The following is a 16,679-nucleotide window of genomic DNA, read 5'->3' as shown; positions in this document are numbered from 1 at the left end:
AACTTGGCAAAAATCCGACCGTTTCGGGCCATTCGTCCAGTAGAAGAAAAAGCAGCGGAAGTTGCAGCTTTACCGTATGACGTATTAAATAGTGAAGAAGCAAGAGAGGTTGTAAAAGGGAATCCGTATTCTTTCTTACACGTTGATAAAGCAGAAATTGATTTAGACCCGGCACTTTCACCGTATGATGATCGTGTATATGAAAAAGCGGGTGAAAATTTAAATCGATTTATACGAGAAGAAGTGTTCATTCAAGACGAAGAGCCAGCGTTATACATTTATGAACTGACGATGAAAGGAAGAACGCAGTCAGGCCTTGTCGTTTGTACATCGATTGATGAGTATGAAGATGATACAATTAAAAAACATGAAAGAACGCGTCATGAAAAAGAACTAGATCGCATTCGTCACGTAGATGTGTGTGACGCAAATACAGGTCCTATCTTTTTAACGTATCGTACAAAAGAAGAGATAAAGCGTTTCATTGCTAGCTGGAAAGAAGAACATGCACCAATCTATACATTTACAGCAGAAGACGGCGTGGAACATGTTGCTTGGAAAATAGTTGATGAAGAAGTAATGGCTACGTTAGTAAACGCATTTGAAGATATTCCTAACTTGTACATTGCAGATGGACATCACCGCTCCGCATCAGCGGCAAAAGTAGGGCTCATGCGAAGAGAACAATACCCGAATTACACAGGAGAAGAGGAATTTAATTTCTTCTTATCTGTTTTATTCCCACACGATGAGTTATCCATTTGGGACTATAACCGAGTTGTAAAAGACTTAAATGGCTTATCAGAAGAACAATTTTTAAAGCAAATTGCACAATATTTTTATGTAGAAGAAGCAGCTGTTTCTCCGTATAAACCAAATGAGCCGAAAACATTTGGAATGTATGTAAACGAGAAGTGGTATAAGCTTACAGTGAAAGAGGAAACGTTTGATGCGAATGATCTCGTGAAAGGTTTAGATGTATCTATTCTGCAAGATCATTTATTAAGTCAAGTACTTGAAATACATGATCCGCGATCTGATTCACGCATCGATTTTGTCGGAGGAATCCGCGGAGTAGAAGAACTAGAACGCCTTGTAAATAGCGGTGAATATAAAGCAGCGTTTTCATTATATCCGACATCAATGGAAGCTTTATTAGCAATCGCAGACGCTGGGGAAGTCATGCCGCCAAAATCAACGTGGTTTGAACCGAAACTGCGCAGTGGGTTGTTTGTACATTCGTTAAAATAAATATAGACTTCTTTAGATTGAAAAGCCGAAATGATTATAGTTTCGGTTTTTCTTATGTTAAAAGTGTTTTTGAGGAGGGGTATGGATGAAATTGCAAGTAGGCGAAAAAATCACCTTTGAACGAACGTTTACGAAAGAGGATGTTGCGTTATTTACGGAAGTGTCTAAAGATGAAGGTGTTCATCATGTTACACCAGATGAGCAGGGGAGATTTGTTGTACAAGGGCTGTTAACATCAACGTTGCCTACAAAAATTGGTGGTGACTATAACGTACTAGCTCGCAAGATGGATTTTGAATTTTTACGTCCTGTGTTTAGCGGTGATACGATTCGTTGTGACGTAATCATTGAACAATTTGAGCCCGATGAAAAAAATCGCACAAAAATTATTGCAATGTTTATATGTAGGAATCAACTTGAAAAAGAAGTTATGAAGGGGAGTTTCTCGGGGATTATTCTTTAATTGATAGGAAAAGTAATGAATAAGTGAGGGCCCCATGCCTCTCAGGTTTAGATTTTTAATTCCCCCCATAACGAAAATTTTATGCATCGTTGAATAAGCTCGTCAACAAAAAGGACATTCCTAGTATTACAAGAAATGTCCTTTTCACTAAATTATAAGGTATTTTGCTAAATTTCAAATTCTAAAATTAGTTTACTGGTTTGACCTGTAAACTGATAGTTATAGGCCCCTCTCAGACTTTCTAAGTTACCGGTAGCATTAATAATTGTTCCTGGGGAATCTAAATTTCCTTTATCAAATATTCCTTGCTCTATAGCTGTAAATGTCCCTTGTTGCCCCTTATAAATTCCTTCAAAGTGTAAAAATCCAGAAATTTTAGCAGTAGCCAAGTGACCATCATTTATATTTGAGTCTAAATAATATAATAAGTATTCAACAAAAGCTTTTCCTTTTAATTCCCCATCAATATCATATTCAACATGGGCAATATTAATAGGGAAATCTTTTCTAGTATCATCGATTAGTTTTTCATCCCATTTACTTACTGTAAATGTTACTTCCATACACGTAAATCCCCCTTTATCATTAGATAAGTAATATCCCTAAAATGAAAAAATACGCTATTCTTCCTCTAGGATCAGGAAAACATAATTATAAAACTTATGGCTATACTTATTTAAAGTTTTCTTTTACTCCACGCCACTCTCTAAAATAGAGAAAGACTCATTTTCACAATCAATTTCTGCCATTGCACCGTAAGGTAAAATAAACTTCGGCTCGGTATGTCCAAAATTAAAATTATAAAGAATCGGTAAATCTTCTAAATGATGTTCCTTCATAACTGTAAGTATTTCATGTTTATATTCTTCATAATATGTTTCGTCTTTCGGTTTACCGAAGATGATACCTTGTGCTTTTTGCAGAATGCCTTGCGCTGCATAATTTCGTAACCAATACTTTATATAACTTGGTTCTGGATGATCTTCAGAAGTTTCAAAGAAGAGAATGCTATCCTCCCAATGTTTTTTCTCAGGCCAAAGTTCCGTTCCTTTTGCAAATTCCAGTACTTCTATACATCCACCAATTAAGCGTCCTTGCACGGTAGTAGAGCCTTGAAGTACCTCATAGCCATTGTTTTGTTTCATCGTACGCTTTGTATCTTTATTTACCTCTATCCATTCTAAACGCTCACTCGTCCATTCAGGAGCTGGTTGAATCTCGCCAATTGTCTCATTTGAAAAGAGAGTCCGATTTACCATTTCAATTGTATAAGGATTCATCTCTACATTTTCGGCAAAATCAGTTAAAATTGCTGGACCGTAAAAAGAGGAAATTCCTGCTTTATGACAAAACAAATGTGAAACGGTAACGTCAGAGTATCCCATAAAAATTTTCGGGTTTTCACGTATTACATTAAAATCTATATAGGGAAGTAAGCGAATGCTATCTTCACCACCAATATTCGCAATAATTGCTTTCACGCGCGTATCTTTAAATGCAGTCATTAAATCTTCCGCGCGAGCCTGTGGGTTGTTATAAAGGTATTCGCTACCTTTTAAACTATTGGGCATTGGAACAACCGTAAGACAAAAAACTTCCTCTAATCTTTTTACTCCTTGCTCATATCGCCATCTTATTTCAGAATCACCTGCACCGCCCCATGAAGGACTTACTGTTGCCACGATATCACCTGGCTGTAATCTCTTTGGCTTTATTAACATATGAATCCCGCTCCTACATAATTTAATGAACTACGGCTATACAAACCGTAGAGTTGAAAAATATGATGCATAACATTAGCTTCTTCATCATCAACAATTTCACCTGCTGTAAATCGAGAATCTAGACTCATTGTTATATATTTAAAAATTACAGTATGCAACATTGCATGAGGAAAACGGTTGTTATTTTTACAACCTGTAACTATAATGATTACAGGTTGGTCGTATCCAATCAAAAAAATAAAATCATCATGAATGGAGATGTTACATATGGGTATGAAAAAAATAATTTTAGCAGGTGCTTTAGGGATCGCAGTATTATCAGGAACAAATGTACCAGGATTAGAACTAACAAAAGCGAGTGCAGCTTCTATTGAATCGAATTTCTCGACGTTAGAAGGACGAGTAGTAGAAGTAGATAACGGTGTGATTGTTGTAAAATCTAAGCAATATGAGGAACCTGTTAGTGTGTATATTGATTCACTTTCAAACGTGAAAGTAGGAGATGAAGTAAAAGCTACTGGATCTATGATGCGTAATTTTACAGAATATATGGTTGCAACTGCAGTTGAAAATACAACAAACAAGTTAGGTATGCACATGAAAGAAGATGGCTCACCTAATTATGTAATTGGAGAAGTATCAAAAGTAGGAACGATGGAAGATGAGGGAGACGGAGACGGTGCTACTAAATATGTTGTAGTTGAGTATCCATCGCTAAATGGGAAGAAAGATATTATTGATGTTTTCTTAACAAAGGGGCAAGTATTTAATGTGGGTGAGAAAGTGAAAATTGATATGAAGTATGTAGGGTGGGGCGGAAGTTCTATTAACTGGAACACAGTTGACCATATTGAAAAAGTTCATGAAGCAAAGACGAACGTTGAAAATAATGATGATGTATGGATTTGGTCTTAATAAGGCGAGTATAAGTCGTTATTTGCAATTTTCTCCAAACAATACATGTAAAAACTAAATGTATCATGTAGTACCCATCAAATTATTATGTGTATAACAATTTGATGGGTACTTTTTGTTTTGTGTTTTTTTGAGAATAACGGATTTCCAATAAGAATATGATGTTAACACTAGAGCGAAGGTGAAAAAATACAATATTGAAAGAGGTGTTTAAGGATGGAACAAGATGAGGTTTATTTACGAGCTAAAAAAAGGGTAGAGAATTTAAAAGCTTTTTACATTCATTTAACGGTTTATATACTAGTGAACTTAATGCTTTTTATTATAAATATAAGTTCTGATTCAAGTAAATTATGGTTTTTATATCCACTTGCAGGCTGGGGGATAGGTATCATTATACACGGTTTGACAACTTTTCCAGTTGGGATATTCGGGAAAGAGTGGGAAGAACGAAAGATTAAAGAATATATGGAGAAAGATAAGTGAATTTATTTCTGAAACGTATGAATATAAAATCCCATATGAATTTCTATGATCACACGCTTGATGCGAAGTCTATTCTATAGCTTCGCTTATTTGCTTTGTATTTGAAGTTTGTGCGAGTGAGAGTGTTTATATTCATTTTTTAGGCTGAATTGCATGTGAAATCAAAACTTTAGTTGTAGTACATAATAAATACAGTTATTTTACTTTCTTAATTACAAGTGGATATAGGATAAAGTTGATTTATCATCCTATATTAAAATAAAAATAAACCACTGTTCGATTTGAATATTCCACGATATAATGGTGAGAGTTTATGACAGAATAAATATTTACATAAGAAGTGAGGTACTGTATGAAAAAAAGAACGACAGACATTATTTTTATTATTATCGGTGCATTTCTTTTTGCATTAGGTGTCAATTTGTTTGTTATCCCGAATGAGTTTGGTGAGGGCGGGGTAACAGGTATCACGATTATTACGTACTATTTATTTGAATGGTCACCGGGTTTAGTTAACTTAATTTTAAATGCGATTTTGTTAATAGCCGGTTATAAATTTTTAAATAAGATCACAACAATTTATACGATTATCGCTGTAGTTACGAACTCACTATTTCTTCATTTAACAGAAGGTTGGACGATCGCTTCGGATGAAATGCTCGTAAATGCCATTTTCGGAGGTATATTTATTGGATGCGGGATTGGTCTTATTATTCGCGTTGGCGGAACAACTGCAGGTACTACCATCTTAGCAAGGATGACACATAAATATTTAGGATGGAGCATTAGCTACGGTCTACTGTTCTTCGATTTAATTGTTGCGTTTTCATCTTATTTCATCATTGGTGCAGAAAAACTAATGATAACAATTATTATGCTATATGTAGCAACGAAAGTGATGGAGTTTGTAATTGAAGGTTTAAATCCGAAGAAAGCCATTACGATTATTTCTGATAACCCGAATGAAATTGCCGGGAAGGTAACTACCTTAATGGGCAGAGGGGTTACGGTGTACTCAGGTCATGGCTATTACACGAAAACTCCGAAGGAAATTCTTTATGTTGTTATTAATAAGCAAGAAGTAGTAAAGCTGAAAAGGATTGTTCAAACTACAGATCCGGCTGCGTTCATCGCTATACACGATGTTCGTGACGTATTTGGAGAAGGATTCGTTGATATTTCTAAAGCATAGAAATTACTTTTCATTAAAATAATCTTAATACTAAAACGTAAGAATCTATTTTGAATAATCTTTTTTCAAAATAGATTCTTTTTCTTTTTCTTGCAAAAAATCCAATTGTTTCTTAAGGTAAGGATGTAGAAGGATGAACAAGAGAGGGTTTAATGAAGATGATACATATTTTATTAGCTGATGATGATAAGCATATTAGAGAATTGTTACATTATCATTTACAAAAAGAGGGGTTTAAAGTGTTTGAAGCGGAAGATGGAAAGGTAGCGCAAGGCGTATTAGAGAAAGAAAATATTCATCTTGCGATAGTAGACATTATGATGCCGTTTGTTGATGGTTATACGTTATGTGAAGAAATCCGGAAGTATCATGATATACCGGTTATTTTATTAACTGCGAAAGATCAGTTAGTTGATAAAGAAAAAGGATTCATTTCTGGTACGGACGATTATATTGTAAAACCATTTGAGCCAGCTGAAGTCATTTTCCGTATGAAAGCATTGCTGCGTCGTTATCAAATGCTGAGTGCTGATATTATTACGCTGCACGGTACGACAATTGACCGAAAGGGGTTTGAAGTGAAGTGTAACGGTCAAACGATTCTGCTTCCATTAAAAGAATTTGAATTATTATCGCAACTGGCTAGTTATCCTGGAAGAACATTTTCAAGAGAAGAACTGATTGAATTAGTATGGGGAATGGATTTTGAAGGAGATGAACGAACAGTTGACGTTCATGTGAAGAGGCTACGAGATCGCTTCTCAAAACGAACGGATGATTTTCAAATTACGACAGTACGCGGACTCGGTTATAAGTTGGAGTTGAAATAAAATGAAATCATTATACTCTAGATTTGTTTTTATGACGGTTGGGATCATGCTACTTAGCAGTATTATCGGTTTTTTATTAACAAATGTGTACTATCAAGTGAAGTTAAAACCGTATAACAGTGAAAAGATTTTAATGTATGCGGAAGAAGTAAAATCGTTATATGAAAAGCAAAGTGAAGAAAACAAAGAGGCATATTTACATTCTATTGCGAAGCTAGGGTATGAAATTTATATTGTCGATGATCAAAAGAATGGAAAACGTATCGGTAATGCGTTTCGTAAGACGTCTATTAGTGATGATACCGTTCATAAAGTATTGCAAGGAGAAACGTTTAATGGCGTTTCCACGTATCCAACACGTCTCTTTATTACAGGTTTTTTCGATAATGAATTAATAAATAGTGTTGGTGTACCAGTGCAACACAGTGATAAACAGTACGCTTTATTTATACGTCCTGACATTCAGAACCAATTTGGCGAGATGCGAATTTTCTTAGCGGTATTACTTGGGTTTATCGTACTATTAAGTATTATCTTTATAGCGATTGCAGCAGGTTATATCGTTCGTCCCATTCGAACATTTACGAAAGCGACTCAAAAGATTGCAAATGGTGAATATGATATCGAATTAGATGAAAATCGAAAAGATGAAATTGGTACATTAGCAACTAATTTTCAAAAGATGACGAAGAGTATTAAAGAATTAGATGAGATGAGACAAGAATTTGTTTCAAATGTTTCTCATGAATTTCAATCGCCGCTTTCTTCCATACAAGGGTTCTCCAAAACGTTACAGTCAGAAGAGATGAGTGCAGAAGAAAGAAACCATTACTTACAAATTATTGAGGGCGAAAGTAAGCGAATGTCTAGTTTATGTAAACAGTTACTTACGCTCGCTTCTTTAGATAAAGAAGAGAAAGTGTTGCAAATAAAAGAATTCAATTTACAGAAGCAAATTAAAGACGTCATTTTTATGCTCGAATGGAAATGGCGTGAAAAAGATATCGCCGTTGAATTTGATGTACCAAATATCGCTATAAAAGGTGATGAAAACTTACTTCATCAAGTATGGAGTAACATCTTTACGAATAGCATTAAGTTTTCAAACGATGCTGGAACAATTGAATTTGTTGTAGAAGAATTAGAGTCGAGCATTATGATCTCTATATCAGACAATGGAATTGGTATGGAAAAAGAAGAGATGGATCGTATATTTGATCGTTTTTACAAAGTAGATACGGCAAGGGCAAGAAACGTAGAAGGTAGTGGTTTAGGATTATCGATTGTGCAGAAAATTGTTGAGCTGCATAACGGAAACGTTTCAGTGTATAGTACGAAAGGGGAAGGGACTACTGTTCAGGTGGAGCTTCCGAAATAGATGGAAGAGGCTGCTTCGGAACGGCCTCTTCTTTTTTGGTCTCTAGTATACGTGTAAAGTGACACAATGTAAGTCATTTTCATTACATAATCGGACGAGTTTGTGGAGTGAGCTCAGCAGGAAGTTTATTTGAAAATGTAGAATTTCTACAGAGTTATAAGGATTGTATTAAAACTTGAACTGTGTAGGGAGGAAATTACTTTGAAACGAATTGACTTGTTATTAAACGTACTAGATTCAACATTTGATAAAGAGAGTTGGTATGCACCGTTTAAACATGCTATAGAAGGACTTACAGCCGAACAGGCTATGTGGAAACCATCTGGTGAGGCAACGAATACTATTTGGGAGAACGTTAATCATCTCATTTATTACAAAGAGAGGCTTGCTGCAAAATTGGAAGGCCATGAATGGAAACATAATCTTGACGGTAATGACACCTTTTATCTTACTAAGCAATCTAATGATGATACGGAATGGAAGGAAGTCGTTGACCGTTCTGAAAATGCTCAGCGTAATTTAAGACAGGTATTAAGTGCAATTTCCGAAAGAGAGCTGGAACAAAATTCATTAGAGGGGAAATTACTAGACATTATGCTTCATGATGCTTATCATACAGGCCAAATTATTCAATTAAGGAAAATGCAGGGGTCTTGGCCATCAAATCGTTAACTGAACGTTTTAATTGGTGCTATTGTAATATTTTTAGTGAAGGATTTTTCATTCAAAATTAAATAACTATAATTATAACCCCGTCCCAAATTTAGAACGGGGTTAAATTTGTTCCTGCTATAAAGCCGTACCTTTCCCGCGCTCTACTTTAAACCGAACCCCAAAAGTATCCGCTGTAATTTCATCAGCTTTCGGCAATGCTCGTAATTTTGGATGAAGCAGCCATACGAGAGAAATGAATAAAATCCCGATGCTAGCGAGCGCGAAAATGAGTTGGCTACTAAATACATTTGCGGTGTATCCGCCAATTAAAGAACCAAACGGCATAGCAATTGTGCCCATACTTCGCATGACTGAATTGATGCGTCCAATAAATTGATTTGGGATTACAATTTGGCTAATTGTCGCAAATAATATGTTGGTCGCACCAATTGGGATCCAAGCTAGGCCGAATAAAAAAATAGACAGCCATTGAAACGGTACAATCGTAGAGAGAAACCAAAAGATAGCGCCAGTCGCAAAGCTAATAATGGAGACACGGCCAACATGACGTTTGCCAACCCATGAACTGAATAATGCACCGATGAGACTACCTGCTGATATAGCAGCTAAGAAGAAGCCATATGATTTCACGCCTCCTAAAGAATCAGCGAAAGAAGGGAGTATCGCCATCGTCATTCCAATTGAAAAATTAGCGACTACTGAACCGATTAAGAATACGCCCATTAAGGAACGGAAGACGATCGAAAAACCTTCTTTTAAATCAGAGAAATATTGTTTAGTTGAAAGTGATGTGCCCGTTTCGGTTTGCTGTGGCATTTTCAATGAAAAGAACAAAAGGGCAGTAATCGCGAATGTTAAGGAATCGACCACATATAAAGTAATGGCACCAAGTAGTGCTACTAATATGCCAGAAAGAGTCGTGCAAATTAAGTCAATGCCTTGATACGCAAATGAAAAGAGTGAATTTCCTTTTAATAATTGTGTTTTATGCAGTAGAAGTGGTAAAGCTTTTGATTGTGCGGGATAGGCGAATTGTTCGATAAAGGCTACGATGGGCATAATGATGAGTAGTAGTTGAACTGTTAATAAATCGAAGTAGTGTGTAATAGGAATGATTAATATAAGAATGCATTGCAAAACTTGTGTAATGACGAGGGTGTTTTTGATTGACCATCTATCAACGAATGGCCCAGTAAGAAATTGAAGTGCAGAAGGTAATAATGTAAGGAAACCAGCCAATCCAGAATAAAAAGGATTACCACTAAGTTCATATACGAGCCACATCGCAGCTACATAATACAAGCTATCTCCTATGTTCGTAAAAATTCTTCCTAAAAACAGTAAGAGGAAATTCCGGTTTTTTAATATGTCCATTTAATCCACTCCTTTATAAAAAAATTATTCGGTAAAATAATTTTGACCGTTAGTGTAAAAAAAATCGTATTACGATTTTTCTTCTTCTTTAACAAATTGCTGCATTGTTCTCTCAGCGATTTGAAGTGCAGTAGTAGAAATATAGTAAGGTTTACTATTCAGATCTTTATCTGCACCTTTTGTGATTTCGTTTAATTCAGCCATCAATTCATAAAACTTTTTCACCCACACTTGAAATTGTTCTGGTGTGGCATCAAACTCCCAGCAGGATGAAACGTAATTCCACTCAGCTGGGTCTTCACTTGCATTTCGTAATGTAAAAGCTTCTTCTGGTGCAGCGAGAATTTGGCTTTTTGTTCTTTCTATCATTTGTAAAAAGATTTGGCGACCTGATTCGCTTAATATTTCTAAATGAGGTAATAGATCTGCGGCAGGGGTGAAGCCCTTAGCGACAGATTGATAAAACTTTTGAATGATGCCATTTTTTTCTTCGGTGTAAACGATCTCTATAAGCCCATTCTTTTCTAATTCTTTTAAATGATAATGAATTTTCGCCCTTGAAATGCCGAATTTCTCAGATAGCAGTTGTCCTGTATAAGGACGTTCGCATAGACGTATCATCATTTCGGCACGTAGTGGATCGCTTAATGCTTTTAGTTGGCTATAAGTAGTTAGTGTTAACACGGGCTTCAACATAATCAACTCCTCAAATAAAATTACTCGGTCAATATTATTTGACTGAATTGTATCAAGGATTTCAATTATTTTCAATAATTTCTGAAAATTAAGTTTTACTTTCTGTAATCTTCTGTTCATATTCCGTTCATATTTCTTTTTTATGATAAGTGCATAGAAAGAAAGAGGAAGGGGCGGGCATAATGTTTTTAGCTCTGCGTGAATTGAAACAATCAAAATTAAGATACGGATTAATCGGACTTATTATGGTGTTATTATCATTTTTAGTCCTTGTTATTTCAGGATTAGCAAATGGACTATCATATGATAATGCTTCATCGATTCAAAATATGGAGGCAAATAAGTTCGTTTTAGCAGATGATGCGGAAAATAAATTACTTCGTTCACAAATTAAGAAAGACGATGTAGATAACGTAGTAAATCAAGTAGGCGAGAAAGAGGCCGTTCCGTTTCGTGTGAAAGTTTCAACGTATGAAAAGAAAGATAGTTCGAAAAAAGTGGATGTTGCCATTTTCGCAAGTGAACGTGATTCATTTTTAGAACCGAACATTGTAAAAGGTGAGAAATTAGGTACAGCAAATAACGAAATGGTTGCTGATGAATCAATTAAAGAAAAAGGAATCGATATTGGCGATACAATTATTGATCCTGTTTCAAAGAAAGAATTTACAATTGTTGGATTTACGAAAGACCAAATGTTTAGCCATACACCAGTCGTGTATGTAAATGAAGACGTATGGGGCTCTATTTCACAACCAAACCAAAAAGATTATAGTGCAATTGCACTGAATACAGATAAAGAAATTAAAAATGCTCACGTTATCGACAAAAAAGAAGTACTGCAAAGTATTCCAGGATTTAAAGAAGAGCAAGGAACATTAACGATGATCATTGCGTTCTTACTTGTTATCGCTGCGTTACTAATCGGTGTATTCTTCTACGTCATTACACTGCAAAAAACACAGCAATTAGGTGTATTAAAAGCAATCGGTACAAAGAATTCTTATTTAGCAAATAGCTTAGTCGTGCAGGCGTTATTCTTATCAGTCGTTGCGATGGTAATTAGTATTGTCCTTGTACAAGGATTAGAACAAATTTTACCAGCAGGTATGCCGTTCTTATTAACAACACCGATGATTGCACAATATGCAGCAATCTTTATCGTCATTAGTATTTTAGGAACACTTATTTCGTTATACCAAGTATTAAAAGTTGATGCATTAGAAGCAATTGGAGGCGGGATGTAATGACTTCATTATTGAAATTAGACAAAGTAAGTAAAGTGTACGGAGAAGGGAATACGGAAGTAACAGCCCTTCATCCGATGTCGCTTGATGTAAAAGCTGGAGAATTTATCGGGATCGTCGGTCCTTCTGGATCAGGGAAAAGTACGTTATTATCAATCGCGGGTGCTTTATTATCACCGTCAAAAGGGGATATTTACATTCGTGAGCAAAATATTACGCAGTTATCAGAAAAGGAAATGACAGATATTCGTTTGAAAAAAATCGGCTTCATTTTCCAGTTCGCAAATCTCGTTCCATATTTAAATGTGAAGGAACAATTGCTTTACATTGCAAAGCTTAAAAAAGAAAACAAACAAGACTCAGAAAAGCGTGCGGATCATTTATTAGCGGCATTTGGATTAGGAGAAAGAAAAAATCATTATCCAAATCAACTATCTGGTGGGGAAAAACAAAGGGTAGCAATCGCTCGTGCGTTCATGAACAATCCAGATTTAATATTAGCAGATGAACCAACCGCAAGCTTAGACTCAAAACGTGCACGTGAAGTCGTAGAAATGATGAAACGTGAAGTAAAAGAAAGCCAAAAAGCAGCAATTATGATTACACATGATGAAAGAATGCTTGATGTATGTGATCGTATATTGACGCTTCGAGATGGACAGTTAATATAAAGAAAAAGGCCAACCGTATATGCGGTTGGCCTTTGTATAATTGTTTTTAAGAAGTATAATGGCTTTATTTTGAGAATAACGTTTTAATTTTATTTCGTGTTACTAATAAAATCCCGCCTAATACAGATAACATACCTAAAGTCATATTATTTGATTGCTCACTACCAGCGTTAGGAAGTTCTCTAGCATTGTTGTTTGCATTTGTAGTACCAGTCTTTGTCTCTGTTTGTTTCGATTGAGATACTTCATTAATTTTGTTGTCTACATTTTGCTTCGTTGTATGTATCTCAGCTAATTTGTCATCAATTTTTTTCTCAGTATGTTTAAAGTCGTTAATTTTAATATCTAAGTCTTGTTTTTTCTTTGTTAAATCATCTGAAACTGTTTGTTTCGATTGTTTTATTTCGTTTATTTTATTTAGTAAATCTTGTCTAGCTTTTTGTAATTCAGCAAGTTTGTTTTTCACATCTTGTTTAGCTAGTTCTAAGTTAGCGGAAAGACTATCTAAATTGCCTTTAATTTTCTTAAGTTCCTCTAACGTGTTACCAGTATTCGGTTTGTTTTCTTTTAGCTCAGCAAGTTTGTCCTCAGCAGTTTGTTTCGCTTTCTTTAACTCAGCTAATTTTTCATCTACCTGTTTTTTAACTTCCTTAAGTTCATTAACCTTTTGATCGATGTTCTCTTTATGTTGCTTGATTTCATTCACTTTTTCATCGACAGTTTGTTTATGTTCTTTAATCTCATTAACCTTATTATCGATATTTTGCTTATGTTCTTTCACTTCAGCAACTTTGTCTTCTACTTGTTTTTTATGCTCTTTAATTTCAGCGATTTTATCTTCGGCAATTTGTTTGTCTTGCTGAAGTTTTGCATCTAACTCTTGTTTACGTTGTTTCATTTCGTTAATTTTTTCATCAGCAACTTGTTTACGCTCATGTAGTTCATTAACCTTCGTATCAACATTTTCCTTAACTTGGTTAAGTTCATTCAATGTTTGATCCACGTTTTGTTTGTGTTGCTGCAATTTCGCATCTAACTCTTGTCTATGTTGCTTAATTTCAGCTAATCGATCTCCCGTACTTTGCTGAGGAGTAGCATCAGTTACTTCCGCATGAGCAGAGTTTGCGCCAGCAATCATTGCTAAAGCTAGTGTAGACGCAGCAATTGTTTGTTTTGTTTTCATATTTTTGTACCTCTTTTCTTTCATATGCATGAGCTGTTTTGTGTAAAATTGAGCATATAGAAGTAGATTATCTTATCATTATATACCATGTACGATGTCTAGAGGAAGTATTTGCATAATAATCTATGATTATATAATTATGAAATTCTCTTATTTTGGAGTAGGGGACAAATCTTTAGCTAGATGAACAATTCCTTCTATAGTAGAGTTTACATCCTTACTATTACGAATAACAAACAAATAATCAGCCTCGTTTTCTATAGGATCTACGACATCTTCGTGAAGTGATTCGGCCTGTTGTCGATCGAGTACTTCTTTGAAATTTGAATAACCACCTCTAAAAATATTGGTACTTCGCGTGCTTCGAGTCACTCTTTCGTAAAGTACATCATATGGAATATCAAAGTGAACGAGTATGCGTACATATTCATTTTGCGTAAATAATTCGTTTAGTAAATATAACCTTCCGTTTTTACTGCGATTGGAGTTGCAAATAATAAGATGTAAATTTGTATGTTCTTTTGCGTAATCAACAATGAATTTCGAAAGACCGTTTTTTAAATGTATTAGCGCCTTCAGCCGGCTGTAATTTTTCATAATGCGTGTTAATAAATTCTGCTTGGTTATCTTGATCCATAACGAAAGAATGGGGTAACTCTTTTTCTAATGCTCTTGCGAATGTAGTTTTTCCGCTGTGTGTTTTTCCTACGGTAATAATCACTAATCTTTTCATATTGGCCTCCATATGTATTGTTATCATTTGGGGTATTCGGTGTGAATCGACAATTTTCCTGTTAGAGAATATACAAAGGATTGGAGTGATAGTAGGCTGAAAACTTGACAAAAAAACTTATTTATGCTATAATTTACCAAAATAAAAATAAAGTGTATAATAGGGTTCTCCTGGCCAGGGGAGCCCTATTTTTGTTGTGAAAATGAAGGAGTGTATGTGCATGAAAAAAGGTGAAGCAAGTGTAACGTCGCTAGTATCAGCTTTCGGAAGAGCGTATCATAGTGAATTTGATCGTCCTAAAATCTTTGATGATTATGTAGCTAAAGATTTTATTCCACAAAAAGAACGTAATGATATTGAAACGAATATGGTTCAAGGAATACAGTTTTTCAATACAGACATTGCACAGCAGTTTCAAGACAATCCGAAAGAAATATTAAAGTGGATTACACAAGTTCAATTATCACCAACACCTTTAGCACGTGCGGCATATTGTGAAAGAGTATTACTACATGAAATTACACTGGGAGCAAAACAATACGCCATACTCGGTGCAGGCTTAGACACGTTTAGTTTCAGACATCGAGAATTAGAGAATGAAATAGAAATATTTGAAGTGGATCATCCTTCTACGCAAGTATTTAAAATACAAAGAGTGAAAGAAGCAGAGTATGAAATTCCAAACAATCTTCATTTTGTTTCGATGGATTTCACGAAAGGATTTTCCTATGAACAGTTACGGAATGAAGGATTTGAAAATAAAAAGACTTTCTTTAGCCTATTAGGTGTTACGTACTATTTAACGAAAGAGGAGCTTTCTAGTTTAATAGTACGATTATTCGAATTGGTTCCAGCAGGGAGTTCTATCGTTTTCGATTATCCCGATGAAAACTTATTTACAGAAAAAGGACTGTCCAATCGAGTTGAAAATATGGTGAAAATGGCTGCAGTAGGCGGGGAACCGATGAAATCGTGTTTTTCTTATATCGAAATGGAAGCACTGTTAGAGAAGGCAGGCTTACTCATTTATGAGCACTTATCACCAGAGGATATTCATACATTATATTTTGAAGGACGAAACGATTATTTAGAAGCTTTTGAGACGGTGCATTATGTGCATGCGGTGAAGAAGTAGATAATTAGTATTGTGAATTTTCAGGGGAATTAATCGGGATATCTTAAGAAAGAAGAGATTTTGTCTTGTTATTGTACACATGAATCAGTTTACTTTAATAGGTAGATTAAAATAAACTATGATATGATTAGCATTGGATTTCTTAATAAGGGGGTTTTTAAATGACGCCAGAACAAATTGTTAGAAAATTTTTTGATGAAGTACGTTCGGGGAATAATCCTGACTTTTCAAATCAATTAATGGCAGAAAAAGTATTGGCACATCAAATTGTATCTGAAGAAGAACAAACAGTTTGCAGAACACCTGAAGATTATGCTGAACATGTAAGAGAGATGATTGAAGTATACGGTAATTTTTCTTTAGAAATTCAAGAATTTTTAGTACAAGGAAGTAAAGTATATGTACGTTGGAAACAAGTAGGTATGCATGTAGGAGAAATTGATGGATATGAACCTACAGGACTTCCAATCATTCAAATAGCAAGTGCAGTATATAGAGTAGAAGATGGGAAAATTGCAGAGTATTGGATTCAAATTGATAGGTCAGGAATTCAAAACCAATTAGAGCGCAATAAAAATATTCAGTAGTTAACTTTTGAAGCTATAAATAGGCATGGGGAGAAATCTCTGTGTCTTTTTTTATGCATATTTTTGATTTTTATTACAATTTTGTAAGGTTAAGTAATAAAAATCGATAGAACGGGATATTAGAATGGGATACTCTGAT

General features: G+C 35.0%; 18 protein-coding genes and 1 pseudogene. 12 read left to right on the top strand and 7 right to left on the bottom strand.

What is annotated here, in order from left to right; genetic code table 11:
- Nucleotides 1–3 precede the first annotated feature (3 nt).
- Both J0835_RS15645 and J0835_RS15640 read left to right on the top strand, forming a co-directional pair.
- A complete protein-coding gene (locus J0835_RS15645; protein ID WP_087981214.1) occupies nt 4–1,251 on the top strand; it encodes a DUF1015 domain-containing protein in 1,248 nt (415 codons plus the stop codon).
- Nucleotides 1,252–1,336: 85 nt separating this feature from the next.
- Entirely contained in the window at nt 1,337–1,714 is a 378-nt protein-coding gene (locus tag J0835_RS15640; RefSeq protein WP_087981213.1) for an enoyl-CoA hydratase, read from the top strand.
- A gap of 167 nt (nt 1,715–1,881) precedes the next feature.
- Here J0835_RS15640 and J0835_RS15635 read toward each other — a convergent pair whose 3' ends face one another.
- The 3 genes from J0835_RS15635 to J0835_RS15625 form a co-directional block, all read right to left on the bottom strand.
- Nucleotides 1,882–2,277, bottom strand: a complete 396-nt coding sequence (locus J0835_RS15635; RefSeq protein ID WP_087981212.1) for a DUF3224 domain-containing protein — start codon at nt 2,275–2,277, stop codon at nt 1,882–1,884.
- A gap of 126 nt (nt 2,278–2,403) precedes the next feature.
- Complete coding sequence (locus J0835_RS15630; RefSeq protein ID WP_087981211.1) at nt 2,404–3,435, bottom strand: S66 family peptidase; 1,032 nt, start codon at nt 3,433–3,435, stop codon at nt 2,404–2,406.
- Nucleotides 3,429–3,671 carry a hypothetical protein gene (locus J0835_RS15625; protein ID WP_087981210.1) on the bottom strand — a complete coding sequence of 81 codons (243 nt, stop codon included), beginning with the start codon at nt 3,669–3,671 and terminating at the stop codon, nt 3,429–3,431. The genes J0835_RS15630 and J0835_RS15625 overlap by 7 nt, the downstream gene beginning before the upstream one ends.
- A 34-nt stretch (nt 3,672–3,705) precedes the next feature.
- Here J0835_RS15625 and J0835_RS15620 point away from each other — a divergent pair, with 34 nt between their 5' ends.
- From J0835_RS15620 to J0835_RS15595, 6 genes are all read left to right on the top strand, one after another.
- Entirely contained in the window at nt 3,706–4,353 is a 648-nt protein-coding gene (locus tag J0835_RS15620; RefSeq protein ID WP_087981209.1) for an ATP F0F1 synthase subunit alpha, read from the top strand.
- 216 nt (nt 4,354–4,569) lie between these two features.
- Entirely contained in the window at nt 4,570–4,839 is a 270-nt protein-coding gene (locus J0835_RS15615; protein ID WP_087981208.1) for a 2TM domain-containing protein, read from the top strand.
- A gap of 352 nt (nt 4,840–5,191) precedes the next feature.
- Nucleotides 5,192–6,031 carry a YitT family protein gene (locus J0835_RS15610; protein WP_000747488.1) on the top strand — a complete coding sequence of 280 codons (840 nt, stop codon included), beginning with the start codon at nt 5,192–5,194 and terminating at the stop codon, nt 6,029–6,031.
- A 152-nt stretch (nt 6,032–6,183) separates the two neighbouring features.
- Nucleotides 6,184–6,861, top strand: coding sequence for a response regulator transcription factor (locus J0835_RS15605; protein ID WP_000781971.1), 678 nt, complete (start codon nt 6,184–6,186; stop codon nt 6,859–6,861).
- 1 nt (nt 6,862) lies between these two features.
- Nucleotides 6,863–8,239 (top strand): sensor histidine kinase, encoded by a 1,377-nt coding sequence (locus J0835_RS15600; protein WP_087981207.1) that lies wholly within the window; start codon nt 6,863–6,865, stop codon nt 8,237–8,239.
- A 201-nt stretch (nt 8,240–8,440) separates the two neighbouring features.
- The gene (locus J0835_RS15595; RefSeq protein WP_087981206.1) at nt 8,441–8,911 is read left to right on the top strand and encodes a DinB family protein; all 471 of its coding nucleotides are present in this window, start codon (nt 8,441–8,443) and stop codon (nt 8,909–8,911) included.
- Between the two features lie 117 nt (nt 8,912–9,028).
- Here the strand turns inward: J0835_RS15595 and J0835_RS15590 are convergent, their stop codons facing one another.
- A complete protein-coding gene (locus J0835_RS15590) occupies nt 9,029–10,288 on the bottom strand; it encodes an MFS transporter (protein ID WP_087981205.1) in 1,260 nt (419 codons plus the stop codon).
- Between the two features lie 69 nt (nt 10,289–10,357).
- Nucleotides 10,358–10,981 carry an ArsR/SmtB family transcription factor gene (locus J0835_RS15585; RefSeq protein WP_087981562.1) on the bottom strand — a complete coding sequence of 208 codons (624 nt, stop codon included), beginning with the start codon at nt 10,979–10,981 and terminating at the stop codon, nt 10,358–10,360.
- Between the two features lie 185 nt (nt 10,982–11,166).
- Here J0835_RS15585 and J0835_RS15580 point away from each other — a divergent pair, with 185 nt between their 5' ends.
- Both J0835_RS15580 and J0835_RS15575 read left to right on the top strand, forming a co-directional pair.
- Nucleotides 11,167–12,231 (top strand): ABC transporter permease, encoded by a 1,065-nt coding sequence (locus J0835_RS15580; RefSeq protein ID WP_087981204.1) that lies wholly within the window; start codon nt 11,167–11,169, stop codon nt 12,229–12,231.
- Nucleotides 12,231–12,902 (top strand): ABC transporter ATP-binding protein, encoded by a 672-nt coding sequence (locus J0835_RS15575; RefSeq protein WP_087981203.1) that lies wholly within the window; start codon nt 12,231–12,233, stop codon nt 12,900–12,902. The genes J0835_RS15580 and J0835_RS15575 overlap by 1 nt, the downstream gene beginning before the upstream one ends.
- A 64-nt stretch (nt 12,903–12,966) precedes the next feature.
- Here J0835_RS15575 and J0835_RS15570 read toward each other — a convergent pair whose 3' ends face one another.
- Together J0835_RS15570 and J0835_RS15565 are read right to left on the bottom strand one after the other, a co-directional pair.
- Nucleotides 12,967–14,085, bottom strand: coding sequence for an LPXTG cell wall anchor domain-containing protein (locus J0835_RS15570; RefSeq protein WP_087981202.1), 1,119 nt, complete (start codon nt 14,083–14,085; stop codon nt 12,967–12,969).
- A 150-nt stretch (nt 14,086–14,235) separates the two neighbouring features.
- Nucleotides 14,236–14,818, bottom strand: a pseudogene (locus tag J0835_RS15565) (AAA family ATPase).
- A 220-nt stretch (nt 14,819–15,038) separates the two neighbouring features.
- On the opposite strand from J0835_RS15565, the gene J0835_RS15560 reads away from it, so the two are divergent.
- On the top strand, nt 15,039–15,953 hold the full coding sequence (locus tag J0835_RS15560) for a class I SAM-dependent methyltransferase (RefSeq protein WP_140386832.1): 915 nt from the start codon (nt 15,039–15,041) through the stop codon (nt 15,951–15,953).
- A gap of 161 nt (nt 15,954–16,114) precedes the next feature.
- A complete protein-coding gene (locus J0835_RS15555; RefSeq protein ID WP_087981200.1) occupies nt 16,115–16,540 on the top strand; it encodes an ester cyclase in 426 nt (141 codons plus the stop codon).
- Nucleotides 16,541–16,679 lie beyond the last annotated feature (139 nt).

It is taken from the genome of Bacillus cereus group sp. Sample62, from assembly GCF_036851315.1.
GTDB lineage: Bacteria > Bacillota > Bacilli > Bacillales > Bacillaceae_G > Bacillus_A > Bacillus_A wiedmannii.
This window is presented reverse-complemented; position numbering and strand designations above follow the sequence as displayed.